Source organism: Kitasatospora sp. NPDC023385 (assembly GCF_055664045.1).
Genome location: NZ_JBVOOL010000046.1, coordinates 1 through 23,835 on the forward strand (window position 1 = coordinate 1; position 23,835 = coordinate 23,835).

23 protein-coding genes and 3 pseudogenes are annotated in these 23,835 nt (G+C 68.8%); 14 read left to right on the plus strand and 12 right to left on the minus strand.

The genetic code is table 11. The features are described 5' to 3' along the window. Positions 1-512: 512 nt before the first annotated feature. Positions 513-1,097, minus strand: a complete 585-nt coding sequence (locus AC0B61_RS35315; protein WP_471746346.1) for an SMI1/KNR4 family protein — start codon at positions 1,095-1,097, stop codon at positions 513-515. Positions 1,098-1,359: 262 nt separating this feature from the next. On the opposite strand from AC0B61_RS35315, the gene AC0B61_RS35320 reads away from it, so the two are divergent. The 3 genes from AC0B61_RS35320 to AC0B61_RS35330 are packed head-to-tail and all read left to right on the plus strand — an operon-like array spanning position 1,360 to position 5,187. Next, positions 1,360-2,358, plus strand: a complete 999-nt coding sequence (locus tag AC0B61_RS35320; RefSeq protein WP_471746412.1) for a tyrosine-type recombinase/integrase — start codon at positions 1,360-1,362, stop codon at positions 2,356-2,358. Further along, complete coding sequence (locus AC0B61_RS35325; RefSeq protein WP_471746348.1) at positions 2,355-4,697, plus strand: tyrosine-type recombinase/integrase; 2,343 nt, start codon at positions 2,355-2,357, stop codon at positions 4,695-4,697. Before AC0B61_RS35320 ends, AC0B61_RS35325 begins: the two co-directional genes overlap by 4 nt. Before the next feature lies 1 nt (position 4,698). Then, positions 4,699-5,187, plus strand: a complete 489-nt coding sequence (locus AC0B61_RS35330; RefSeq protein WP_471746350.1) for a phosphatase domain-containing putative toxin — start codon at positions 4,699-4,701, stop codon at positions 5,185-5,187. A gap of 767 nt (positions 5,188-5,954) precedes the next feature. Here AC0B61_RS35330 and AC0B61_RS35335 read toward each other — a convergent pair. Continuing rightward, on the minus strand, positions 5,955-6,653 hold the full coding sequence (locus tag AC0B61_RS35335; protein WP_471746352.1) for an ISL3 family transposase: 699 nt from the start codon (positions 6,651-6,653) through the stop codon (positions 5,955-5,957). A gap of 93 nt (positions 6,654-6,746) precedes the next feature. On the opposite strand from AC0B61_RS35335, the gene AC0B61_RS35340 reads away from it, so the two are divergent. Beyond that, positions 6,747-7,331, plus strand: a complete 585-nt coding sequence (locus AC0B61_RS35340) for an SMI1/KNR4 family protein (RefSeq protein ID WP_471746354.1) — start codon at positions 6,747-6,749, stop codon at positions 7,329-7,331. 47 nt (positions 7,332-7,378) lie between these two features. On the opposite strand, the pseudogene AC0B61_RS35345 reads toward AC0B61_RS35340, so the two are convergent. After that, positions 7,379-7,912: pseudogene (locus tag AC0B61_RS35345) on the minus strand (ATP-binding protein); the annotation flags it as partial. A gap of 127 nt (positions 7,913-8,039) precedes the next feature. On the opposite strand from AC0B61_RS35345, the gene AC0B61_RS35350 reads away from it, so the two are divergent. Next, positions 8,040-8,402, plus strand: a complete 363-nt coding sequence (locus AC0B61_RS35350) for a hypothetical protein (RefSeq protein WP_471746356.1) — start codon at positions 8,040-8,042, stop codon at positions 8,400-8,402. A 5-nt stretch (positions 8,403-8,407) separates the two neighbouring features. Here AC0B61_RS35350 and AC0B61_RS35355 read toward each other — a convergent pair whose 3' ends face one another. The 4 genes from AC0B61_RS35355 to AC0B61_RS35370 are packed head-to-tail and all read right to left on the minus strand — an operon-like array spanning position 8,408 to position 11,370. Further along, positions 8,408-8,863 carry a DUF6262 family protein gene (locus tag AC0B61_RS35355; RefSeq protein WP_471746358.1) on the minus strand — a complete coding sequence of 152 codons (456 nt, stop codon included), beginning with the start codon at positions 8,861-8,863 and terminating at the stop codon, positions 8,408-8,410. 5 nt (positions 8,864-8,868) lie between these two features. Beyond that, positions 8,869-9,048, minus strand: coding sequence for a hypothetical protein (locus AC0B61_RS35360; protein WP_471746360.1), 180 nt, complete (start codon positions 9,046-9,048; stop codon positions 8,869-8,871). Further along, on the minus strand, positions 9,008-10,168 hold the full coding sequence (locus AC0B61_RS35365; protein WP_471746361.1) for a hypothetical protein: 1,161 nt from the start codon (positions 10,166-10,168) through the stop codon (positions 9,008-9,010). Before AC0B61_RS35365 ends, AC0B61_RS35360 begins: the two co-directional genes overlap by 41 nt. After that, entirely contained in the window at positions 10,165-11,370 is a 1,206-nt protein-coding gene (locus AC0B61_RS35370; protein WP_471746363.1) for a tyrosine-type recombinase/integrase, read from the minus strand. Before AC0B61_RS35370 ends, AC0B61_RS35365 begins: the two co-directional genes overlap by 4 nt. Before the next feature lie 127 nt (positions 11,371-11,497). On the opposite strand from AC0B61_RS35370, the pseudogene AC0B61_RS35375 reads away from it, so the two are divergent. Then, positions 11,498-11,899, plus strand: a pseudogene (locus AC0B61_RS35375) (ATP-binding protein); the annotation flags it as partial. 46 nt (positions 11,900-11,945) lie between these two features. Here the strand turns inward: AC0B61_RS35375 and AC0B61_RS35380 are convergent. From AC0B61_RS35380 to AC0B61_RS35395, 4 genes are all read right to left on the minus strand, one after another. Beyond that, positions 11,946-12,452, minus strand: coding sequence for a GNAT family N-acetyltransferase (locus AC0B61_RS35380; RefSeq protein ID WP_471746365.1), 507 nt, complete (start codon positions 12,450-12,452; stop codon positions 11,946-11,948). A 54-nt stretch (positions 12,453-12,506) separates the two neighbouring features. Further along, on the minus strand, positions 12,507-14,075 hold the full coding sequence (locus AC0B61_RS35385; RefSeq protein ID WP_471746367.1) for an integrase: 1,569 nt from the start codon (positions 14,073-14,075) through the stop codon (positions 12,507-12,509). Positions 14,076-14,176: 101 nt separating this feature from the next. Continuing rightward, positions 14,177-14,491, minus strand: a complete 315-nt coding sequence (locus AC0B61_RS35390) for a helix-turn-helix domain-containing protein (protein ID WP_471746369.1) — start codon at positions 14,489-14,491, stop codon at positions 14,177-14,179. Further along, positions 14,488-15,552 (minus strand): tyrosine-type recombinase/integrase, encoded by a 1,065-nt coding sequence (locus AC0B61_RS35395; RefSeq protein WP_471746371.1) that lies wholly within the window; start codon positions 15,550-15,552, stop codon positions 14,488-14,490. The genes AC0B61_RS35390 and AC0B61_RS35395 overlap by 4 nt, the downstream gene beginning before the upstream one ends. Positions 15,553-15,700: 148 nt before the next feature. Between AC0B61_RS35395 and AC0B61_RS35400 the strand changes: the two are divergent. Beyond that, a pseudogene (locus AC0B61_RS35400) lies at positions 15,701-15,835 on the plus strand (ATP-binding protein); the annotation flags it as partial. A gap of 72 nt (positions 15,836-15,907) precedes the next feature. Here the strand turns inward: AC0B61_RS35400 and AC0B61_RS35405 are convergent. Further along, on the minus strand, positions 15,908-16,396 hold the full coding sequence (locus AC0B61_RS35405) for an SMI1/KNR4 family protein (protein ID WP_471746373.1): 489 nt from the start codon (positions 16,394-16,396) through the stop codon (positions 15,908-15,910). A gap of 315 nt (positions 16,397-16,711) precedes the next feature. On the opposite strand from AC0B61_RS35405, the gene AC0B61_RS35410 reads away from it, so the two are divergent. From AC0B61_RS35410 to AC0B61_RS35440, 7 genes are all read left to right on the plus strand, one after another. Beyond that, positions 16,712-17,029, plus strand: a complete 318-nt coding sequence (locus AC0B61_RS35410; RefSeq protein WP_471746375.1) for a hypothetical protein — start codon at positions 16,712-16,714, stop codon at positions 17,027-17,029. Positions 17,030-17,264: 235 nt separating this feature from the next. Next, a complete protein-coding gene (locus AC0B61_RS35415; RefSeq protein WP_471746377.1) occupies positions 17,265-17,744 on the plus strand; it encodes a hypothetical protein in 480 nt (159 codons plus the stop codon). Between the two features lie 73 nt (positions 17,745-17,817). Further along, complete coding sequence (locus tag AC0B61_RS35420) at positions 17,818-18,384, plus strand: Uma2 family endonuclease (protein WP_471746379.1); 567 nt, start codon at positions 17,818-17,820, stop codon at positions 18,382-18,384. A 495-nt stretch (positions 18,385-18,879) separates the two neighbouring features. Then, on the plus strand, positions 18,880-20,154 hold the full coding sequence (locus tag AC0B61_RS35425) for a competence protein CoiA family protein (RefSeq protein WP_471746380.1): 1,275 nt from the start codon (positions 18,880-18,882) through the stop codon (positions 20,152-20,154). Positions 20,155-20,675: 521 nt separating this feature from the next. Further along, positions 20,676-21,335, plus strand: a complete 660-nt coding sequence (locus AC0B61_RS35430; protein ID WP_471746382.1) for a hypothetical protein — start codon at positions 20,676-20,678, stop codon at positions 21,333-21,335. Between the two features lie 485 nt (positions 21,336-21,820). Further along, on the plus strand, positions 21,821-22,147 hold the full coding sequence (locus tag AC0B61_RS35435; RefSeq protein ID WP_471746384.1) for a hypothetical protein: 327 nt from the start codon (positions 21,821-21,823) through the stop codon (positions 22,145-22,147). Next, a complete protein-coding gene (locus tag AC0B61_RS35440) occupies positions 22,117-23,760 on the plus strand; it encodes an alpha/beta hydrolase (protein WP_471746386.1) in 1,644 nt (547 codons plus the stop codon). The genes AC0B61_RS35435 and AC0B61_RS35440 overlap by 31 nt, the downstream gene beginning before the upstream one ends. The last annotated feature ends 75 nt before the right edge of the window (positions 23,761-23,835 follow it).

Sequence of the window (23,835 nt, forward strand, 5' to 3'; positions counted from 1 at the left end):
GGGCAGGTGGCCAGGCGACGGGGTGCACGGTGATCTCATCCGACATGGAACGGCTCCTGATCCTCTCGGCCACCCGGTTCGACCTCGTATGGCCATTGCTGGCAACGGCTTCTGACGTCGCCACACATCGAGACGCGCTCCGACGAATGCCAGTTGCGTGCACCCGGAAAGATCCGCCCGGGTAGGAGCCTGCACGAACAGCACGGCGCCAGCAGGACCCCTACCAGGGAGGATGAGCTGCCCAGGCACCTGCCCGATGCCTACGCTTCCCAACTTCGCTGTCACAAACTGGGCTACTTCCCTGATTCGCTGACACAAGCAGCCGTTGTCCCAACTTCGGTGACAATCGTCCCAACTTCGCTGTCACGGCTCACCGGTGGTGGGCGGCCGGGTGGTGGGTGCGGGTGCAACGCGGGGGTGCAACGCGGTGTTGCGCCGGGGTGCAACACGGGGCTGTCTGCGACGGTCTCAAGTGGGTTCTGGCTCAGGTTGTGTGATGTGGCTACGGAGAGTCAGATCTTCGGAGCCAGCCGATGCCGGTTTGGGTGGCTGCGAAGGTGCGGCGAGGTGAGTTCCAGTGCTCGGTTGTCCAACCCGGCGGCCATGTGGTCAAGCCATCGCTCGTACCAGGCGAGGAAGTCGCTGGCCGATGAGACGTTGGGCCCCCAGTGCCCGTCGCTGTTGCCGATCACGACGCGACCGGTTAGCGGTCCCGTGAGAGCCAGAACACAGACGTCCGTGCACCCCATCTCAACGATGTGGAGGAACAGGTCGCCTTCCTCCGCGGTGTCCGCCTCGTCGAAGCCGCGCGGGATGCCAGGCCCCGAGCTGGGCTGCATGACGAGCAAGGTGCACTTCTCCAGCGGCTTGAGGCCGTAGAAGGGTCCCCCTCCCGAGCCGCCGATATGCAGGAGGAACTGCCGGTACGGGCCGGGGAGAGCGATGGCGTACTCGGACTCGAACTCTGCGATCCGAGCTTCGGCCGGCCGCGGCCCGAGGCGGAACTGATGGTGTTCCTCTCCGAAGGAGTGGCTGCGGAGATGCTGGAAAGGGGCGGCGGCCAGCTTGCGCCGCACGCGGGGTATGCGGGGATCCATCGAGTCACTTCTCTCGTCGCGCACACCCTATGGGCGTGGATGCTCAACTGGCCAGAAGAACCCGTTTACGCAGGAGTCGGAAGCCAGCCCGGCCGTACATTTGTCGTTTCAGCATCTTTACAGTTACGTGGAATCTGGCCAAGGGTGATCATGTCCCCTCGGTGTGACCGCGGACTGGGGAGATGCGTTGGGCGGCACGGTGGTGCTGGCGGAGAAGTGGCCGGTGTTGGGGCGGCACGAGCGGGCAGCGGGCTGGTTGCAGGTGTGGGCAGACCTCGGGCGTGCGCCTCGGACGATCGATGCGTACGCGCGGGGTCTGGCCGAGTACCTGCTCGTGTGTGAGCGGGAGGGCGTCGATCCACTGACGGCAAATCGGGCTCATGTCGCTCTCTTTGTACGGGAGTTGACTTCACGGCCCGGTCGACGTGGTGCGAACGTGGTGTCGATCGACTCGGGGGCGGGGCTGTCGAACGCGACGATCCAGCAACGTCTGGTGTCGGTGCGGTTGTTCTACGACTTCCTCATGGAGGAGGGGCTGCGCGAGTCCAACCCGGTGGGACGCGGGCGCTACACGCCCGGCCGCAGGCCGTCCGGCCAGCAGCGCGGCCTGGTGCCCCGGCTGACGAAGCTGCCGTGGATCCCCAGCGAACAGCAGTGGCTGGATATCCTGCAGGTCGCGCGGGGCGAGCCGATCCGCAACCGGGTCATGCTGGCGCTCGCCTACGACGCCGCGCTGCGGCGCGAGGAGCTCTGCTCGCTGCGGACCGACGACCTCGACCCGGCCCACCGCACGCTGCGGGTCCGGGCGGAGACGACGAAGAACCGGCTGGAGCGCGTGGTGCCGTACTCAGCCTCGACCGGGGTGCTGCTGTCGGGCTACCTCACCCACCGGTCCACTCTGAGCAGGGCCCGCGGACCACTGTTCCTGTCAGAGTCGAGACGCAATCACGCCCAGCCCCTGAGCCTGTGGACGTGGTCGAAGGTGGTACGCCGGATCGCCCTGGAGGCGGGCGTCCCGCGGTTCTCCACGCACACCACCCGGCACCTGTGTCTGACCGACCTGGCCCGGATGGGCTGGGAGTTGCACACGATCGCCACCTTCGCCGGCCACCGCAACACCGACTCGACGCTCCAGTACATCCACCTGTCCGGCCGGGACCTGGCCGAGAAGCTCAGCCGCGGCATGGAGCACATCCACGCCTGGCGAATCAACATGCTCACCAGCACGGACACCGCAGCGACCACGGAGGTGGCCCGGTGACCGCCTGGACGCCTGCAGCGGTCACCGGCGACGGCGACACCGGACGCTGGCTCCCGCCCATCGACCCGCTCCGCTGCGACACCGAGATCACGCTCCGTCCCTCGGAGGAGCGGGCCATCCGCGAGCTGGGCGTGGACAACCTGCGGCGACTGCGCCGCCACGACCCCTCGGCGCCGGGATGGAATGCGATCAAGCGGTTGCTACGGCCGCTGGACGCCGTCACCGCCGGACTCGACTCGCCGCCCACCACGCACCGGCGTCGGGCCATGGACGACGCCGTCGCCGTGCTGCTGCTGCGATCCGCACAGGTCGGACGGTCCTACTGGGGCTGGACCATCGAGGAGTGGACGCAGGTGATCGGCCAGGACCAGAAGGGCTTCCGCCGGGGTGCCCCGGTCTGGGCCGACGAGGCCGTCCGTCCCTACCTGTCCGCGCACGCCTACCTGCTCGGCGGGTTCAACGAGTTCCACCGGCTCGGCAGCTTCAGCCGGCTCACACTCGCCTGGCGAATCTTCGGACACGACCGCGTGAACGGCGAGATCGGCCGGATCCGCACGGTCCTTGCCGAGTGGGGCTACCAGCTCGGCCGGGATGACGACAAGCTCCTGCCGATGGTCGCCTGCCAGGTGTTCCTGCTCAACCGCAGCCCCCACGTCGACGAGCTCACCACCCCACTCTTTGAGCGGATCCGCCGCGAGAAGCAGATCCCCGACCTGCGTCTCAACACCCTGCACGCCTTCCAGCGGGCGGTGGCCGCCCTCGGGTTCTGCGATCCACCGAGCTCAGACACCGGCCGCCGCACGGCGAAGGCGGCCGGCGGACCGGAGATCTGGGCCCAGTGGGCAGACCGGTGGCACGCCACCTCGACGCTGACACCCCGCGTTCGCGGCAGCATCCGCTCCCACCTGCTGAAGGTCGGCCGCTGGCTCGCCGCCGAACACCCCGGCCTCGCCGACCCGGCCGCCTGGACCCGGCAGACCTGCGCGGCCTGGATAGCCGCCCTGGACCGGATGAAGGTCGGCGACTTCGTCGAACGCACCACCGGCCTGAACGACCGCACCGGCAAGCCGCTGGAGGCATCGACCAAGTCCACCCAGCTCACCGCGCTGCGAACGTTCTTCCGGGACTGCCAGGAGTGGGAATGGCTGCCCCGGCGGTTCGACCCGCAACGCGCTTTGGCCACTCCGCGCAGCATCGCCGCCCTGCTCGGCCCGAACCCGAGGGTGATCGCGGACGAGATCTGGGCGAAGCTGCTCTGGGCCGGACTGAACCTGGAGACCGCCGACCTTCCGCAGACCCGGGCAGGCCTGTTCTATCCGCTGGAGCTGGTCCGCGCGGTCACGCTGACCTGGCTCTTCAGCGGCCAGCGCAGTGACGAGATCGCCCGCCTTCGGCAGGGCTGCATCCGCTGGCAGCACGGCGGGACAGCAATCGCCGGCGACTCCCAGCAGGTCCTGGCCCGCGACGCGGTCTGCCTGCTCGACGTCCCCACCCACAAGACCGGCACCGCGTTCACCAAGCCCGTCGACCCGATCCTCGGCCAGGCCATCGACGCCTGGCAGGCCGTCAGACCCTCCCAGCCCCGCTTCGTCGACCGCAGGACCGCCGAGCAGGTGGACCTGCTGTTCGCCTTCCGGGCCCGGCGAATATCCCCGGCCTACATCAACAACACGGTCATCCCCATGCTCTGCCGCAAGGCCGGCGTCCCGGCCGCCGACATCCGCGGGAACATCACCAGCCACCGGGCCCGGTCCACGATCGCCAGCCAGCTCTACAACGCCAAGGAACCGATGACCCTGTTCGAGCTGCAAGCCTGGCTCGGACACCGATCGCCCCAGTCCACGCAGTACTACGCGAAGATCACCCCGAACACCCTCACCAAGGCATACACCGAGGCCGGGTACTTCGCCCGCAACGTCCGCACCGTTGAGGTCCTCATCGACCGCGATGCCGTCGCCTCCGGGGCCGCGGCCTCCGGCGAACCGTGGCAGTACTACGATCTCGGGCACGGCCTGTGCTCCTACACGTTCTTCGAACAATGCCAGCACCGCATGGCATGCGCCCGCTGCGATTTCTACACGCCCAAGGCTTCGACAAAGTCTCAACTCCTCGAAGCCAAAGCCAACTTGCAGCGCATGCTCGTGAGCATTCCGCTCACCGAAGAAGAACGCGCCGCCGTCGACGACGGCCAGAGCGCCCTCGACCGTCTTCTCGAGCGCCTCGCCGAGGTGGCCACCCCAGCCGGCCCGACTCCGAGCGAGCTCCGCGCCGAACCCGGCCGACCCCTGCCCCTGACCGTCCGATCACCATCTGACCCCACCGACCGAAAGTGCTGCTGACATGCGCCCCACCCTCTTCACCGTCGACCTCCCAGGCCCGGGACAGCTCAGCACCATGGCCAAACCCCGTGGCAATGACTGGCTCGAGGACGAGATGACCGCGCTGAGCCTCTGCGGCGTCGACACTCTGGTCTGCGCGCTCACTCGACCCGAGCTTGACGAACTCGGCCTCGCCGACGAGCCCCGGGCAGCCGTGGCCGCAGGGCTTCGGTTCGTCGCGATACCCATCCCCGACCGCACCGTCCCCGACCTCGCCACGATCCTGCCCACCCTGCGGAGACTCGCCGAACAGCTGGACGAGGGCGCACACATCGTCACCCACTGCCGCGCCGGGATCGGACGCTCATCTCTCCTCGCCGCCGCGCTCCTCATCCTCAACGGCGTCGACCCCGACACCGCCTGGGCCCAACTGGAACGAGCTCGCGGGCTTGCCGTCCCGGACACCGCAGAGCAGCGGGACTGGACCATGAAACTGCTCAAACCCGCATAATGTTGACAAATCAGATTCCACAGAATGATCCGGTTGACGGCGCCTTCGACGTGGCCGGAGTTCCAGTGGGTGGTCAGTCCGGCGTGGACGGCGGCGTAGTCGCTGTTCAGGCCGATGGCGAAGGTGCTGATCCCGGGCAGGCCGGAGGTCATGGCGTCGGTGATCCAGTCGGTGAGGCGTTCGCCTTCCAGGAGGGTGAGCATCTCGGCGAACGTGGTCACCAGGTGGGCTGCGGTGTTCAGCTCGGGGCAATGCGCCAGGACCGCCTTGCGCTGGATCTCCTCGTCGAGGGTGAGCCCGGCGGGGTGACGGGTCAGCCAGCCGGTGACCTGCCGCACCGAAGGCGGCGGGGGTGGCGGAGGTACCCGGTGCGGGGCGAGCAGGGCCTGCTTCTTCCACTGCGCCAGGAGCGTGTAGCTGCCGCGGTAGCCGCGCTCGCGGATCTCATCAAGGAGCACGAATCCGGTGATCCGGCCGCCGGCTTCCTCCCAGCGCCGGGCCAGGTAGGGCTTGAACGGGTCGAGCTTGCTCCCACGCGGCTGCTGATGCCCCTTCACCATGTCCTGCCACCGCTCCGCCCGTGCGTACCGCTGCACGGTGTGACGCCCCCAGCCCAGGTGGCGGGCGACGGCGCGCATGCTCAGGCCATGCTCCAGCAACTCGTGGACCAGGGCGTGGTGAGCCCGGCGCCGCTCCGCCATCAGCCCGGTCGGGTCGGCGGGCTCCTCGCTTCCCACGATGATGTCGCTGCCGGGGGCCGGAGTCTCCTACCGCGGTTCGGGTTCCGGCTCGATCTGCGGGAGGCTGGTCAGACAGCGGCGGTGGTCGGTCACAGTCCGCTCGACCGCGCTGACCAGGTTCGCCCACAGGTGGTAGCGGTCGGCGACCTGCAGGGCCTGGGGCGCGGCGGTGGTGGAAGCTTCGGCGTAGGCGCTGGCCCGGTCCCGGCAGATCACCTCCAGCTGGGGCTGCGCGGCCAGCCACGGAGCCAGCGCGGCGGCGTCGCGCTCCGGCAGCAGGTCCAGCACCCGGTGGGTACGCGCGTCGGTGACCACCGTCCCGTAGACGTGGCCCTTGCGCAGCGCGAAGTCGTCCACCCCGACCGCCGTCGGAGCACCCACGTCAGGGTCGGGCAGTTCCATCACCCGCCGCAGCAGCGTGCTGCGGCTCGCGCGCAGGCCCAGCAGGGCGGCCATCCGCGCACCGGCCCGCCCTGCGAGTGCCAGCCCCACTCCAGCCACCGCCGACCGCAGTCGCTCGGTTCCCTGCCCGTGACGGCGTGTCAGGCCATCGACCTGCTCGACAAACGTCCGCCGTGGACAGGAGGAGTCCTGGCAGGTGAACCGGCGTACCCGCAAAGCGAGTTGGAATCGGGTGACCTGGTGGGCGTGGGCGGAGTGTCCGCAGGAGCTCGGGTGGGGGCGTAGGTAGCTTGTGGTCGCAGGCCCGGGTCGCCTCCCTGACAAGTCGCGGCCAGGGCCTCGCTCCCAGACCGGTGTTCGGTGCCAGCTGAACCCCCGACAGGTCTGTTGTCGGTTGGCTGCGGTTTACTCACCGTCGTGGACACAGCGGAAACGTGGATCGAGAAGCTCGCAGCTGTCACGGGCTGGAAGACCACGAGGACCAGGACGATCGACTGGCCCTCGGTGGAGTCGCGACTCGGCACTCCTCTACCGACCGACTACAAACTCTTGGCGGAGCGCTTCGGCTCGGGCGAGTTCACCGAGTATCTGTGGTTCTCGACGCCCGACTCGCCGAGCTCCCATCATGATCTGATCGAAGACGCCGAATGGCTTGGCGATCAGGCCCTCGTCGACCCCCGACTCAGCGACCTCTATCGTCCCTACCCGGTCTTCCCTGCCGCTGGTGGCCTGCTCAAGTGGGGCGACTCCGTCCAGGCTGACCAGTTCTACTGGTTGACCGAATCTGCCGATCCTGACGAGTGGCCGATTCTCGCTCAAGCACATGACGACGTCGACGAGTGGGAGCGCTTCGACGGCTCCACCAGCGAGTTCATATACCGGATCCTTACGGACCCCCAGCAGCCCTTCTCGATAGCGATGTTCTTCGACGCCCACACCTTCGAGTCATTCGAGCAGATTAGCGAGCCTGACAGCGAGTGGGATGCCGATCCACATTGGTAGGTTCTCGAACGAATGGTGGCCCAGCTCTCCGTGCTGCTGGTGGCGTGTCAGTTCGGGGTGGGGAAGAGAGATTCTTGGGTGGCCTGGTAGCGGTAGGACTCGGTGCCGGTCTGGATCAGGGTGCAGCGGAAGGTGATCCGGTCGGCGATGGCCGCGCAGAGGCGGGCGTCGCCGAAGGTCTTGTCCCACTCGGTGAAAGGTGAGTTCGTGGCAACGGCCGTGGCCTTGCGCTCCTCGCGCTCGGTGAAAATCTGGAACAGCAGCTTCGCGCCCTTGCGGTCCAGGTTCAGGTAGCCGAACTCGTCCAGGCACAAGAGATCGATCTTGCTGTAGCGGGCGATCACCGAGGACAGCCGGCGGCTCGCGTCGGCTTCGGCGAGCTCGTTCACCAGCGCGCTGGTGGTGGTGTAGCGCACCGACAGGCCGGTCTCGGCGATCGCGGTGCCGATGCCGATCAGCAGGTGGGACTTGCCGGTGCCAGAGTCGCCGATCAGCACCAGCGGCCGCCCCTCGCGGACCCAGGTCGAGGACTTCAGGTCCGCCACGACCTCCGGGGTGACGTTCGGGTTCTTCGCGAAGTCGAAGTCCTGGAGTTATCTGGGGTTAGGGGTTCATGGAGCTGTGATGTGGCTCTTCATAACGCTGCGGACGCCGTCGGCAAGGTGATATCGGGTGGATGCTAGCGCCAATCCGAGCAATCATCTCGACATGGACCACGTCATCGACCTTGATCAAGCTGCAGCCGAGATTGCCGAACGTCGCCTCGGCTGGGAGCACATTGGTCTGATCGTTGAGTCTGTGACCTGGAGGGATGAGGCTGCGCATTGGCCGCAGGCTCTGGAGACGGACCGAGGTCGTGTCACGGCTCCAGACTCAGTGGGCCTGGTGCTGTCGGGGCGGGACGAGGCTGTGCTCGGGGTCGTGTTGTTCTGCGGGGGCTGGGCGGACGTGGACGCTCTCACCCGGGCCGGTGATCTGGTGACGGAAGCTCCTGCTGTTGAGTCGCCGCGGGCATTCGGTGTGTTGCTCGATGGCTATGTGGCGCGCGTGTTCAGTGTTCCGGAACGGTAGGCCGTTCAGGGGCTGTCGAGACCATGCTCACGGAGTTGCCGTTGGAGGCGGAGGATCTCGCCGTGGGCGGCTGCCAGCCGTTGTTCGAGTTCTTGGACCCGCTCTCGGTGGGCGGTGCGTTCGCGGCGGAGGGCCTTGGTGAGGGTATGGATCACCGTGCCGTCGTCAGCTGAGGGCTCCTGCGGGGGAGGCTGCCTGTCAGCCCGTTGCTGGCCGCGCAGGGTTTCGATGCGCTTGCGCAGGTCGGCGTGGGCGTAGAGGAAGTCCAGGCTGACGCCCGCCGCGCGGGCGACAGTCCGGAAGTTGATCTCCTCGCCTGCTTTGACCAGTCGCCGGATGCCTGCCTCCGCTCGTTGGACGGCCTGCTCGTGCTTGTCTTGGGCAGCCTGCCGCAGGGCGGCGATCCGCCGGCTCTCGGCTGGGGCAGCGTCAGGGACCGCGGTGGTCGGGCGGGTGGTCATGCAGGCTATGTCCCTTTGCGATCCGGTGTGTTGGCGATGTTCTGGTAGCCGGTGCGGCCGAGCACGCCCGCGCCGCGGACGACGACGGTTCTGTCGTGCGGCTGGGCTTCCAGGGCGGTGATCTCCAGCTGCATGCTGCGAATTTCAGCGTTGCGCTGTTCCAGCCAGATGTTGGCCTCGCTCATCGGCTCGCCGAAGCGTTCGGTGTGCCGGGCCTGGCGGGTGGCGACCAGCGCTTGGGTTTCGGCAAGTTGGCGCTGGATGTCCGGGAGAAAGGTGCGATCGGTGGCGAAGTGGTCGCAGCCGTGGCAAGCGTTGCCTTTGTCGCAGGACCGGGTGGGCGGTAGCAGGCAGTAGCCGTTCCAGGGCTTCGGAGGCCTCGGTGCGGCAGTCGGTCATGACCCGGTAGAACAGGTCGATCGTCTGCAGATTCTTGTTGATCGTCCTCGGCTGGAGGCTGCCGCCGACCTCGGCTCGGCCCGGTGTCTCGCGCTGCCAGCGGTGCAGGAAGGTGCCGAATTCCAGCGCGAAGGAGCGCAGGCTCCGCTCGGAGCCGTCCGCCAGGGCGGGGTGGTCGATTCCGCGCTCGGCCACGAACGCGGCGAAGCGCGCCGTGTTCACGCGGTGCTGCATCACCGTCGACCAGGTCAGTTGTCCGGACTCCATCTGCAGCCGGAGGTAGAACTTGGTCCCCTCCCGCAGCCAGACCGGGGTGATGTCGCCCCAGCGGACGGCGGTGTTCGCGCGCGGCTCGTGCTCGCGCCGCGGGACGCGCGGGTCCAGCCGCAGCGACCAGATGTCATGCCGCCACCAGTCGACCTCGCTGGCGTACTGCCGCAGCAGCCGCTCCAGCATGCCGCGCAGAGCGTGCTCGGCCCGGAGCCGATGCCCAGGGGCGGGCATCCGGCCCCGGTCGGCGTGGAATCTCCGGGCCCAGGCGGTCATCCACTCGGCCAGCGGCCGGTCGGCGAACGAAGCGACGTGCGGGTGACGTGCGATGACATCGGCGGCGGTGACCGCCCAGCGGTTCCACTCGCTGGCGTGGGCCTGCCGTTCGCCGGTGCGCGCGCAGGTGGCCAGCCACCAGCCGACCTCGCGGCGCATGACCAGCGGCAGAGCGGTGATGTCCAGCCGAACCTGCCGCGATCCGCGCATGAACACCCCGGCCAGCTTCGGGTCGCGTCCGTCGAACAGCGGCCCGGCGAACACCGGGTCCAGGCCATCGATCAGCGCGGCGCTCTGGGCGGACCGGTCCGGGGCGGTCGAACCGCCGACAGAAACTGGCGGGATGCGGTGATCGGTCATGTCGAACTTCCATCTAGGCCACGCCAGTTGGTGGTGAATGACTTCCAGTTCGCCAGGGTCTTCAACTCGGCATCCTCGGTGACCCAGCCATAGAGGGTCAGCGTGGTCTGCACGTCGGCGTGGCCCATCCGCCGCATCACCACGTGGTCGTGAGCCCCGGACAGCAGCAGAGCGGTCGCGTGGGTATGGCGCCACCAGTGCGGTGTCCAGGCGGACGGAACCGCCTTCCCCAGCCGGCGCTTGAGACCGTCAACCAGGTCGTAGACGGTCTCCGGCCGCAGCGGCGCGAGCCACTCGCCGCGACGCAGGTTGACAAACACCCACCAGTTCTCCAGGTCCACCGCCCGGTGGGCGTCGGCGTCGCACAGTTCCCACACGTACTCGCTGTGCAGACGCTCCAGGTCATCGCTGATGTAGATACGGCGGAACCGGCTGTTTTTCACTCGCACCCCGGCTGGGTGGTCCTGCCGCGGTACGACCTCGACGAACGGGGTCCCGCCCCGGCCGACATGCCAGTCGCAGTGCTTGAGCGACAGGCACTCGCCCAGCCGCATCCCGGTCTCACTCAGCGTCGCGAACAGCAGCCGGTCGCGTACCGATCCCGACCACCGCCCGGAGGCGGCGTCGAAGCGCGCGCATCCGTCGAGGATCGCCTCGGCCTGGGCCGGCGTGAGCACCGGTGCCGGCCCGCGATCACGGGTCCGGACGCGCACCGCCGGGCTCACATGGTCACTTCCGCGGTCCAGGTGAGCCAGGGCCCCGACGTATCGGCTGCGGGCCCGGCGCCCACCGACCCGATAGAGCCGTCCGGCGACCGTCACCCCGTGCACATCCGCGTGATACCGGTAGAACGACAGCACCGCCGCCACCCGCAGCCCCACCGTCGACTCCGCCACCCCGCCGACCTGGGCGGCACCAGCACCCGGCAAACGGTGCACTCCGACCGGATCACCGGTCCGCAGCACCGTCAGGAACGGCAGGAACGACGGCAGCGTCACCTCGTCCCACGCCAGCCCGGCCGCCTCCAGGTAGTCCCACCACGCGTTCAGCGACGCGGCGTAGGAACGAAGAGTGTGAGGCGAGGCATCCCGGCCAACGCGCAGGAACTCGAAGAACTCCTCGACGGGCGCGATCGGCAGATGGTCGGGACCGACCACCGTCCACGTCCGCCCATCGCCCAACTCGATTCTCTGCGCTGGCACGACGCCATGCTGCCGACGTCACCGACGCTGTCGAGCCACCCCGGATAGCGCAACGCCAACGACCACCAGAACGAGTGAACCCCACGCTGACTGACGTTCCAGACGGGCACAAATGAACCCCGGATAACTGGAGGACTTCGACTACGAGGCGAACCCGAACGTCTCCCCGGAGACCGTCTCGACGCTCAAGAGCCCGACCTGGGTGCGCGAGGGCCGCCCGCTGGTGCTGATCGGCGACTCCGGCACCGGGAAATCCCACCTGCTGATCGGGATCGGCACCGCGATCGCCGAGGCCGGCATGACCGTCCGCTACACCACCGCGACCGCGCTGGTGAACGAGCTCGCCGAGGCCGAGGCCAGCAAGAACCTGAGCGCCACGATTGCCCGATACGCCAAAGTCGATCTCTTGTGCCTGGACGAGTTCGGCTACCTCAACCTGGACAAACGCGGCGCCAAGCTACTGTTCCAGATCTTCACCGAGCGCGAGGAGCGCAAAGCCACCGCAGTAGCCTCCAACGCCCCGTTCGGCAAAGCGCACATGTTCCGGCGAACTCGTGCAAGGTGATGCCGAAACATCACGGGTTCGTGGTTGAGGTGGGAGGCAGTGGCAACTCAGCATGAACCTCGACGGTGTCCGGGCTTGTCGTGAGGGTCGCGCCGTTGCGGCGCAAGGCGGCGAGCGCCGCCTTGTTGTGTGTCTTGGTTTCCGCGACTACGGTCCGCACGCTAGTTCGAGCGGCTTCGCGGAGAAGCATGCGAAGGGCGGTGGTGCCGACTCCCCGCCCGCGCGACGAACGGGCAAGCCACATGCCGGTTTCGAGGATGTCATGGCTGTCGCGGAGAGCCAGGCGGGCCGAACCCACGATCTTCCCGTCGTGGATGATCGCGAATGTGGACTCTTGGAGCGGGCCGGCAAGGCCGGGCCGTCGAGCACGGTGCCAAGCCCGGAAGGCGTCCCGCCGTTGCGGCGTCCACCCCGGTGGGCCGGCCACGGGTGGCATGACCTCCTCGGGTGCTGCATCGTCGACGGCCACCGCGAGTAGTTCTTCGAGCCCGTTTTCATCTACCGGCTGCAATTCCACCCGACCGACCATGTCGGCTCCCCTCTGTTGCGGGCATGACGCCGTTGCTGATCCTCATCCTCTGCTTGGTGTCGCGCCAGCGGTTTTCGGCAGGTCCGCCAGGCGTGCGGGATCGACGTGGTCGGCGAGATAGATCAAGGTGGCCTGGGGGTCCATCCCGAAGGCGGCGGCCACGAGCTTGGGGTCCATGGTGTTCACCAGGTCGACAAGCCGGGTGCTGCGAATCATGCGGGGCGGGTACCCGCAGTCGTCAAGGACGTGGGAGAGATAGGCAGTTGAGGCTGGGCTTCGCCCGGCCTTCGTTCCTTTCGTGACCATTACGTGAGGGTTGGCCGTTGGCCATGCCGCACGGTGAGCGAGACAGCGATGCAGCATCGTCCAGGAGGCCGGGTCCAGAGGGACGGGGTGGGGTCGCTTGCCGAGCCGGACCGTCTGAGCCACCGGGTCGACGTGGGTGATCTGCAGCATCCGGACCTCGGAACTGGAGGCGCCGTGCAGCAGGGCGAGCATGCCCATCAGGGCCTCGTGCGGGTGGACGTGCTCATCGGTGGTCCAGCGGCGGAAGAGCTCGCGCTGCTGGTCGAGGGAGAGAGTCCTGCCTCGGAAGCCGTTCGCCTCCTTCGCGGTGAGTGTTCGGGTCGGGTCGACCAGGACGATGTGGTTGGAGCGGGCGAAGAGGAAGAACTGCCGCAGCACGGTCAGCCGCCGCTTGCGTGCCCGGGGCAGGGTGGCGAGGAAAGCCTCGGCGTCATGCACGTCAGCCAGTGCCCAGTCGTCTTTGCCCCGGTGATCCACAAGGAAGACGGCCAGGTCACGGAGGATGCCGAGGGCGGTTTCCAAGGTGTGGTCGCTGCGGGGCCGGGTGCCGGCCCGGCGGGCCCGGTCCTGGGCTCGCATCCGGGAGGCGTCGAAGCTGACGACGGCGGGACGCAGGGGTTCGGGGACCGCGTCGATGCGACGCTGGCGCCGCCCGGCGGCGAGTCGCTCGGCCTGGTCTGTGGGCATGGCCAGGCCGTGGAGGGTGAAGAAGTCCTCCAGTGCGCGAGCGAAGGAGCCCATTGAGCGTCCCGGGCGGCGAGATCGTTCAAGCAGGGCATGGGGCGAGTTGGCGCGCTCGTCTTCCAAGAGCCGGCCCAGGTCGGTAACGAAGCCGCAGGCCCGGGCGACGCAGTGGCGGGCGGCGACATAGGCGACGAAATCGCCCAGCCACACAGGTGGTTCAGCAAGCCGGTCGCGGAGGTGTTCGCCGCGGATGAAGGGGCGTCCAGGGTGCTTCTGCCAGCAGGGAGAGCACAGCCCCAGCCCGGCATGCCGCCGAAGCGCGCCGCACTCGCGGCAGGCCATCGGTGGCTTCTTGGGTGATCCCGGGTGAGAACAGTGCCCACACCAGCCGGTCGCCTCGCGCAGATAGCCCGGCTTGCCGCAGCGCGGGCACGGCTGCTGGGCCTCCAGCCGCTCGGTCTTGCGGCGGCAGTCCCGGCACAACCGGTTGCCGGCCGCGCGGACCGGATGGCCGCACTGTTCGCAGGCACGCGAACAGATGATGCACCGGCCCGTGTCCTGCTGGAGCAGGCGACCCTTCCCGCAGGAGGGGCAACTCGCCTTAGCAGCTTGCTCGTTCATCCTTCGCCTGCACCGGCAGCAGTGCTGGCGGTCACGAAAGCCAACCGGGCACCACAGGTGACGCAGTCGCGTTGCTTCTTGCCCATCGATCCCTCCACCGGTCACAGGGGCGGCATCGACCGGCCCCGGGCGAAAACCGCCTTCGGGGCATCAGCAACGGGTCGAGGCGGTGTGATGGGCCGCTCCACAGGGGTGGTGTCGATCTCGATCAGGTCGTTGGGGGTGCACTCCAACGCGGTGCACAACGCGGCAAGGGTGGTCATCTTGACCTGCGAGGGCTCCTTGGTGAACAGCGCAGACACCGAGGCGGAGGACAGTTCCAGGCCCGCCTTCTCGGCCAGCAGCCGCCGCAGCTCGGTGCCGGTCCACACCTCACGTTGGGCGGCGGCCATCCGCAGCCGCCATCGGATCTTCATGCCGTGGAGTCCTTCCCAGTCAGCTCGGCCAGGGCGCTGGCGACGGCCCGCTGATAGGCGTCCTCGATGAACGTCGCGGAGGGCCGGACATAACGCATGGTCGAGCTGACCGTCCAATGTCCGAGCATTTGCTGGATCGCCACCAGGTCGACGCCACGCTCGTAGTTGTGGGTCGCGCAGGCCCGTCGCAGGGCATGCGGGCTGAACCGCTCTGCTGGCGGTCGCCCTTCGAGTTCCATCAGATAGCGCAGCCGGTTGCGGATAGTTCCGCGGTGCAGGGGGCCACCGGACTCGTCGGCGAACAGCACCGGCGAGTCGGGAAACTTCCCGCGTACATCCTCCAGGAACCACCGCAGCACCAGGTCCAGGCCGTCGAGCATGGGAACCCAGCGCGGCCGTGGTCCGGAGGTGTGGGCTCCTTTGCCGAAGCGGACATGGAGCTTGCCGAACGGGCCGCGGGTGAAGTGCAGGTCCGGCTTCTCCAGCAGTGAGGCCTCCTCCGAGCGGAGCCCTGCGTGATAGAGCGTCCGGAACAGTGCGTAGTCCCGTGCGGCAGGTCCGTACTTTCGCGCGGTCGCGATCCGAAGCTTCATGAAGTCGAAGAACTCGATCACCCGCTCCGGAGTTGGCGGCGGCAGCAGGGCTGGGGAGTCATCACCGACATGCCGGGAGGCGTTGAACTCGTCGACAGGGCAGACCAGTCGGACCCCGAACGCGGCCTCGATCTCGGCGGCCTTCCGGGCCTGGAGGAACCGGTGGAACCCCTTGAAGATCTGCACATACTCGCGGCGGGTCGACGTCGCCCGCCCCTTCACCGCGAGGTCACCGACGACGCGGTCGATGTCCTCCGGGGTCACGTCCCACGCCGGCCGCCCCAGCGCGACGAGCGTCCGCTCCAGCAGGCCGATGTCGTTGTCGATCGTCACCGGACTGAACCCGCGAGCCCGCCACGAGGCGACAAACGCCTCCACGCACGACGTCTGGAACTGCCACGGATCCGTGACCAGCGGCCCTTGCGGGACGCCCCCGCCCGCGATGACCTGCAATCTCGCCTCGGCCACCGGCACACCTTCCTCGCACCTGAACGGTCAAGGCAGCACCTTGAAAACCAGGCCACTGCCGCGAGAACCAACGAGGACCACAGGACCAGGAAACGGCCTGATGGCAACGGCAACTCGTGTGAGGGAACAAGTGCCAGCCCCAGATGAGTGGGACAAGACCTTCACCGACTCCCGGCTCTGCGCGGCCATCGCCGACCGCCTGACCTTCCGCTTCACCTTGATCGAGACCGGCACCGAGTCCTACCGCCTCCAGACCACCGAAGCCGAGCACCACATCCGCTGAGCCGAGCCTGCCGCTCGGGCGGCAGTGATCGACTTGCGCCGCGATTCCGGCAGGTCGCAAAGGCGCGTTCCGTCAGCAGTCTGGGCAGTCGGTTTGGCTTGGCGGCTGCGGGAAGTCTTCCCGGCCGTCCAGCCAGCCGGTGAGCCGCTCGGACAGCGTGATCGGTTCGGGAAACAGGGAGTGGCGCAGGCACGAGCCGTTTGGGTCCCAGCCCCACATCCGTCCCTTGGGAGTGCTGAAGTCAACGAGCGACCAGATCGCGCAGCCCCAAGTCAGCAGGGGTACTACCGGTGTCGGATAGTCCGCCCCATAGCCCTCGCGCCACGCGAGGTATGCCTCCAGCACGGGTGGTTCGTCCCGGTACTCGGTGAGGGACAGGGCGCTGTCCCAGCGGCCGAATCCGCCGTCTGCGACTTCGAGATAGATCCGCCTGAGCAGCGTCGGCATTTGATGCCCCACCGCGGCTTCGAGCTCGGCAACGGCCTCCGGCGGGGCTGGCAGCGGCAATGTTCCAGGCCGAGCCTGTTCACGGATCCTGTCGATGATCTCGTCGTCGGTCATGCGGTATTGGTATCAACCGCCTCTGTCAACACCCGCACAGGACCTGGACACGGAGCCGGGTCCTCCCGGGCTGGGCCTTGTCAGGGACCGCGCCCGGAGGGACCCGGGGCAGCCAACCTATCGGTCCAGACGTGACAAAACCCGGTGACCACGCCCGGAAACCGATGACACAACATCACCCGAACGAAGTGGCTCCGAAACTCAATGCCGATCATGGTTCGCCAGCCACATTCCGAGCTCCACGAACGGCGCAACGCGGCTCTCACTCCCGTTGCCCGAGTGGCTCTGGTTCACCATGTCGAAAACACCGAACGGGTGCGGGGAACCAGCTGGGAGCGCATCGGCAAGGAGTTCCGCACCACGGCCGAAGAAGCCGAGCAACGCTGGTCCGCGGACGTGGAGAAGTGGGAGGGCGAGACCAAAGCCACCAGCATCTACGTCCGCGACCCCGGCACGTACGCCGCCGGGGTCGACCGCTTCATCGTGACCGGCAAGGCCTACCAGCCGTCCACCACCGTCAGGCGTCCCCTGAGCCAGAGCCTCGACGCGGCCTCCCCACAGACGGGCCGGGACGTCCAAGCCGCCGACCGTGCCTTCGCCGGCGACCAGGTCTGCACCCACTGCCACCGCTGACACCCGCCCCACCATCCCACCCGGCCCTGGTCTCGCCCGGGCCGAACGGGAGACCCGTCAGCTTGTGGGCCACGGACCCGACGGCCTTGGGCGAGACCAGGGCGGGGGTAGGGCCTAAGAAACAGATCCACGCCGAGCAGCGGCGTCAACAGTCCCCGGTTCGAAACCGCACCTTCGAGTGGATCACCGCCGCAGGGCGTGCCCAGACGGGTCACAAGCCGCGACCATGACCCGCGTGAAAACCATCCGCCACACCCTGCGCGCCTCCGTCCCGCTGCTCACCGCCGTGTTCCTGGCCGGCTGCGGCGCTGCGACCCAGTCCCCGCCGTCCCACGATGCCGCGCTGACCAAAGCGGCGGGGATCGGCACGATGTCGATCGTCTGCACGGCCGACATGTGGGACCGGACCCGGCCGGCGAGCCTCAGCAAGGTGGACAAGCCGCCAGCGGAGGGGGAACGAGGGAGCCGAGGGCTGGTGAAGGTCACGCTGACCGGCTCCCAGCTGGTCGACTACCTGAAAGAGCTGGACTGGAACGGCCACCCCGGCTGGGGCGCCGCAGACGGGGTGGACCACAAGCAGCACGACGAGCAGATCGCCCACCGGATGTACGACGTCCTCGCCCCCGCGGTGACCCACGCCAAGAACGCGCGCTCCGCCGCGGACCCCGCTCCCGAGGTCCTGGTCGACGACACCCTCGCCACCACCGCACCGTAGCCACGCACCCGGTACCGCCCGGCGACCGTCCCGAGGACAATGAGGGCAGACGCCGGGTGAAAGGAAGGGACCTGTGAGCGTTGCAGTCACCGAGCACAGCGGGCCATGGACGGTCGAGGACGTCCTGGCCTTGCCCGAAGACCCGCGCAACCGGATCGAGCTCGTCGGGGGAGCGCTGCTGATGAGCCCCAGCCCCGGCGTCCCGCACCAGCGCGCCAGCCTCCGCTTCGCCATGCTCCTGAGCGCCGCCATCGACTCTGCGGGCGTGCCGCTGGAGGTGCTGGAGGCCGTCAACGTGGTCGTGCCCGACGGGCTGCTGATCCCCGACCTGGTGATCGCGGACGCGGCGGCCGCCGCCGAGGCCGGCACCACCCTGAGCGCGCACGACATCGTCGTGGCCATCGAGATCGCCTCGCCGTCCACCCGCGTCGCCGACAAGAAGATGAAGCCGTCCCTGTACGCCGCGGCCGGGATCCCGCACTACTGGCGCCTCGAACTCGAACTCGAACCCGCACCACGCCTCTACCTCGGGCACCTGGAGCGCGGCCTCTACGTCGACCGCCTCGTCCAGGTCGGCGAGACCACCGCGCTCACCGACCCGTTCCTCCTCGACCTCGACCCGGCGAGGCTGCGCCGGTAGTCCAGACGCACCGTGATGGCCGGACACTCAGCCGAGGTGTCCGGCCATCTGTATGTCGGCGGGCGGCACGGCATCCAGGCCCTCCCCCTCGCTCTCCCCCACCCGCGGGAACGCCGGCCACCTGCCCTGCCGCCCGGACCGGGACTGGGCGGCAACTGCGGGCCGACGCGGACCGCGGCCGCCTGGGCGCGGCGTGCCGCCCCCGCACCCGTGGCCAGCGCCCGGCGGCGCTGGACCCGCCATCCTGCCGCCTGCCCTGCGCCGCCGGATCCGCCGTCAGGGCCGTGGCCGGCCCAGCCGTCGGCCCGGCCGATGGCGCAGGCGCAGGGCACGGGGCGGCACGGCGGCGAGAGCGAAATCGGCGCCAGCAGAATTCAAACAGAATGTCGAGCCCTGGGCATTGCGGGATGGGGGCTAATTCGAGAGCCTTGCCTGTCGATTCTAAACATTCGCACCGGTGTTTAAATTGTCAGCCCCTGTTCCTATTCTCCGGATATGGCGAACGGCGTTTTCCACACCGCGTACGGCATCGAGATCAACCTGACCATGCCCGACCTCAACCATCCGGAACGGCCCGGCCTTCTGAAGGAAATCACCACTCCGATCGACCAGCGTGACCGCGAGCTCCTGGAGTGCCTGGAACACCACCGCGACGGCGCCTGCCAGGCCGAGGAGGACGGCCGGTCCCCGTGGATGACGATCCGCCGCCGGACGGTCGGCGGCTCCACCTTCTGGGTGGCCGCCCACCTGCCGGTGCGTCACACCCCCACCGCCGAGGAGAGCGCGAAACACCAGGCGATGAAGGAGCGGATCGCCCGGGCCGCTGAACGGCACGGCCTGCATGCCGAGGTCGAGGCCCGCGCGACCGACGGGCGGATCCGCACCGACGTCCTCGTCACCGGCGACGACGGCCGGCGGATCGGCTGGGAGGCCCAGTACTCGCCGATCACCGCCGACACCGTCCGCCGCCGCTCCCGCGCGGCCGCCGAGCACGGGATCGTCCCGCTGTGGGTGACCAACACCGACCGCTCCGCCGTGGTCGAGCGGGCGCCGTGGGCCCGCGTCGACGACTTCAGCTGGAAGGAGATCGCCTCCCCGCTCGCCATGACGGTGCGCGCCGGAGTGCGGCACCTGCAGCAGTGGAAGTGCCTGCCGAGCAGCGTGCGGCCCTGCCCGGTGAACGGCAGCTTCTGCGGCCGCTTCCACGCCGAGTGGTTCCTGCCCGCGCTGTGCCTGCCCGTGAAGCCGCCCACCGAGGTCGACCAGCTCGTCGTCGCCAGCGCGGACGGCGAGTTCGTGCCGATGCGCATCCCCAGCCAGCGCGACCCGCGCTCCGTCTCCCGGATGTGGGTGCCCGCCGCCGACCGGGATCGCTGGCACGACATGTTCGGCCCCGACGAGGACGAGGACTCCCCGGCCGAACCCGACATGGCGGACGCCGTCATCACCTACACCTGCCAGGAACTCGACGCGGCCTGCCGCTACGGCGAGGAGACCTTCACCTTCAACGACCCCCGGCCCCGGCGCGGCAACTCCGCCGGCTCCGGCCTGCACACCTTCGACGAGGTCCCCAAGCGGCTGTTCACGGTGCCCCGGCAGGACCGCCAGCTCGACGCCACCGAGGCCCAGCGCCGAGAAGCCGCTCTCGCCCAGGGCTGCGAGCCCTGGCAGATCGGGCCGTGTGCCGGCTGCGGATCGGCGATCCGCCGCTACGGCGACGCCGGCGTCCACGCCTGCGAGGCCTGCCGGGCGAGGACCGCCCGGCGGTAAGTACTCGCCGGGCACCAAGGTGCCGGTCGGGCTCGTCGTACCGGCGGGTTCGGCCGGCTTGCCCGGCCTCCACCCCCGCCACGACCGCCGCCGAGCACGACCGCCGGCAGCGAGAGCGCCACCGTGCCGCTCTCGCCGTCGCCCGCGCCACCCGGGCCGGGGCGGTTCCGCTGCGCACCGCCCGCCCGGCCCCGCCGCGGACCGGAGCGGCGTGAGCCGCAGCCGGGCTCGCTCGTTCGGGGAAAGCCGGGACAACCGCGCGGTGGTGCGACAGGGTGGCCGCGACAACCCGTTCGCCAGCCCGGGCCACACCAGATGATCAGCAGAGAAGTGGACGTGCGCGAGCGAGCAGGACCCGGACGGTGGCGGCCCGGCCTTCGAGGCGCCCCACGACCTGCGTGCCGACTGACCCAGGTGGCCAGCCAGTCCGCAGGTCCGGGATTGTCCGCTGACCGACCAATGAGAGGGATGAAGCAGTGGGGATCAGTGGAGAGGTAAGCGTGAGCGCTCCGGGGATCGAGATGCCCGACGTGCTCGTCACCTTCGGGATCGACTTCCCGCGTCAGCGCGAACGCCCGCTGAGGGAGGGCTACGGCCAGTCGGTAGAGCTGCCGGCGATGATCGACATCGTCGCCGCCATCGAGGCCGGAACCATCACAGCTACGGAGACGCGCGAACTGCTTCTGCGGCTCGCCGGTCAGCTGTACGACCGGTGGAACCTGCGCGAGCACGAGCAGCACGACGACCTTCTCGCCTGGTGCATCCGAGACGGCGGGTGCCCAGACTGCGAGAACTACGGCGACCGCTTCGAGCCGCACCTCGACGCCTTGGCCGAGCGGTGGCGTCGCTACAACACCCCGGAGGAGTACCCGTTCACCGCGGGCCGCTCCGCAGGACTGCACGAGACGACCTGCCCCGTGGTGCGGCACACCATGCCGACAGAGTGGAGCCGACCGGTCGGCGAAGAGTACGTGCAAGAGCGCCGGCTCTTCTGCCACCGGCAGAACCTACGTTACGGCGGAACCGAAGCCGACTTCGAGTTCGAGCTGGCGGCGACGAAGACAGACAGCGGATGGACGGTCATGACCATCGAGGAAACCCGCGTGTGGGAGGCTCGGCACACCGGCCCGAAGGGCGGCCGGAAGTACCGGCGCTGCCAACGCTGCGCGCCGACGCCGTAGGACTGGCACCCGCCCGACTGGCCGCTGGGCCTGCCACACGATGCGTGGGCCCAGTGGCCGTGTCAGTACTCGCCGTCCATGTCGATCCAGATCCGGCCATGGTGGTCGGTGTGAGCCGGGTAGATGTACCCGGCGACGGCCGCCCTCGGGTCCGACCTGCAGACCGTCCGGGACGCCGTCGCCGCCCACCGGGCTGACGCCTTCGCCCGACTGGCCCGTTCCCCCTGGCCGACGCCGAGGCCGACCTCGCCCGCAACGCCTCACCGCCCCGGCCGCCGCGAAGGAGGCCGCCGACCGGGTGCGCGCCGCCGACGGCAACCGGTGACCGACCAGCCCGAACAGCCGCGGGCTTTCCAAGTCCGGGGTGTGCGTCAGGTGCGGCCCGTAGCATCTGAGTATCTGTACGGATGCGTAGCGCACACAGCAGGTCTAGCGTCCTGCGGGGGAGTGGGACTACGCGTTCATCTTCGGGGAGGGGAACCCACATGGGTGACAACGCCACTGGCAGGGTTGTGGTCCAACCGGCGGATCTGCGGGCGTCCGCAGGTATCGCGAAGGGTCTGGGGGAGGAACTGTGCACGCCCGTCCAGAACGCGGTGACCACCAGCGAGACCGTCTCCGGCCAGCTCGCCGGCTGGTCGATCGCCGGCGGACTCGCGCAGCTGGGCACCGGCTGGTCCAAGCCGCTCGGTGACCTGGGCCAGCGCCTCGCGGACACCGCAGCCAACCTGAATGCCAACGCCACTGCCCATGAGCACAAGGACCGAGCGATCGCCGGTGCGTGGGCCGTCGCACCGCAGGGGGGCAAGTGAGCCTCTACGAACTCCTGGTGAGGTTCGACCCGCACGGACTGCATGACGCGGCGAAGGCCTGGACAGCGTTGGGACACGCGGCGGAGAGCACGGGTCAGCGGCATCGTAGCCAGGTCAACGGACCGCTGGCCGGAAACTGGGAAGGGGACGACGCGAAGGCCGCGCTCTCGTACATGGCGAAGACGGAGCAGCAGCTGAACATCGTCAAGATGGAGGCGGACGCTGCGGCTCTGGTGCTGAACACCGTCGCCGACCGGATCTACCAGGCGCAGACCAACCTCACCAACGCCGTGAACCGCGCGGTGGACGCGGGCCTGAACGTGTCCGCCGACGGTGTCGTCAGCCTCCCGCCCGAAGGCAAGGGGGAGCACAACGACCCCGAGGCGCAGAAGGCGCGCCAACAGCTCGGTTCGGAGATGAAGGGCTTCCAGGACCGGATCAACACCGCGCTGAAGGACGCCCAGACGGCGAGTGACCAAGGGAACACGGCCCTGGGCCGGCTCAGTTCGAATGCTCTCGACCCGACCCGGGTGAACGGCGCGCTCGCCGGGGCCAAGAACGCGGCCGCCGCCGCGATGCAGGATCTGGGCCTGGTCGACCCCTACATCCCGGACGGCAAGGACCCGGAGAAGTCCGCCGCGTGGTGGAAGGGGCTCACCCCGGAACAGCAGGAGGCCTACCTGGCCCTGCACCCCGACAAGATCGGCAGGCTCGACGGCCTTCCCACGACCGTCCGGGACGAGGCGAACCGCCTGGTGCTCGACGAGAAGCTGGACGCCTACCGGACAGGGAAGCCCAGCGACTTCGGCATCGACGACGACGAGTACAAGTCGCGGATCAAGGCCTTGGAGGAGATCAAGAGGAAGCTGACGGCGTCCGACGGGAACCCCGAGCCGCACAGGATGTTCCTGCTCGGACTCGACCCCGAGGCACACAACGGCCGGGCCATCGTCTCCACGGGCAATCCCGATAAGTCCCAGCACACGGCAGTGTTCGTGCCGGGCACCGGGACCGTCTTCGCCGGCGTGCCGGGGCAGATGGACCACATCCGGCGTCTCCAGAAGGCAGCCGAGGACAAAGCCGATGGCGAAAGTGTCGCTGTCGTCTCATGGTTGGGCTACGAGACACCGGAGTGGTTGAACGGCAGCGTGGCCGGCACCGCACGCGGCGACGCCGGGGCACCGGATCTCCGCAACTTCACCAAAGGCCTGCGGGTGGCCGAGGGCGACAACGGTGTCTGTTCGCACCTGACCGTCATGGCGCACAGCTACGGCACCTATGTCGTAGGTGCGGCCGCACGGGACGGTGGCGGGGTGAACGCCGACGACATCCTCGCGCTCGGCAGCCCCGGCATGGGAGTGGACACCGCGTCGGAGCTCAACATCGACCCCAAGCATGTCTGGGTCGGCACGGCCCGGGACGACTTCATCCGGGAGGTCGGCGGAGATCTATCCGGCCGCGGCCCCCAGAATCCCTACTTCGGCGGGCAGAACATCCAGATCGACACCAGCGGACACGGCGGCTACTGGGACAGCGCGAGTCAAAGCCTCGCCAACCAGGGGAGGATCATCGCTGGCCGCCCCCCGACGGTTCTCCCCACCGTCCCGCACTGACCCCCGACCACCAGCTGACCGTCGACCGGCCACATGCTCAGGAGCACCATGACTGCCACCGCACCCCGCACCCCC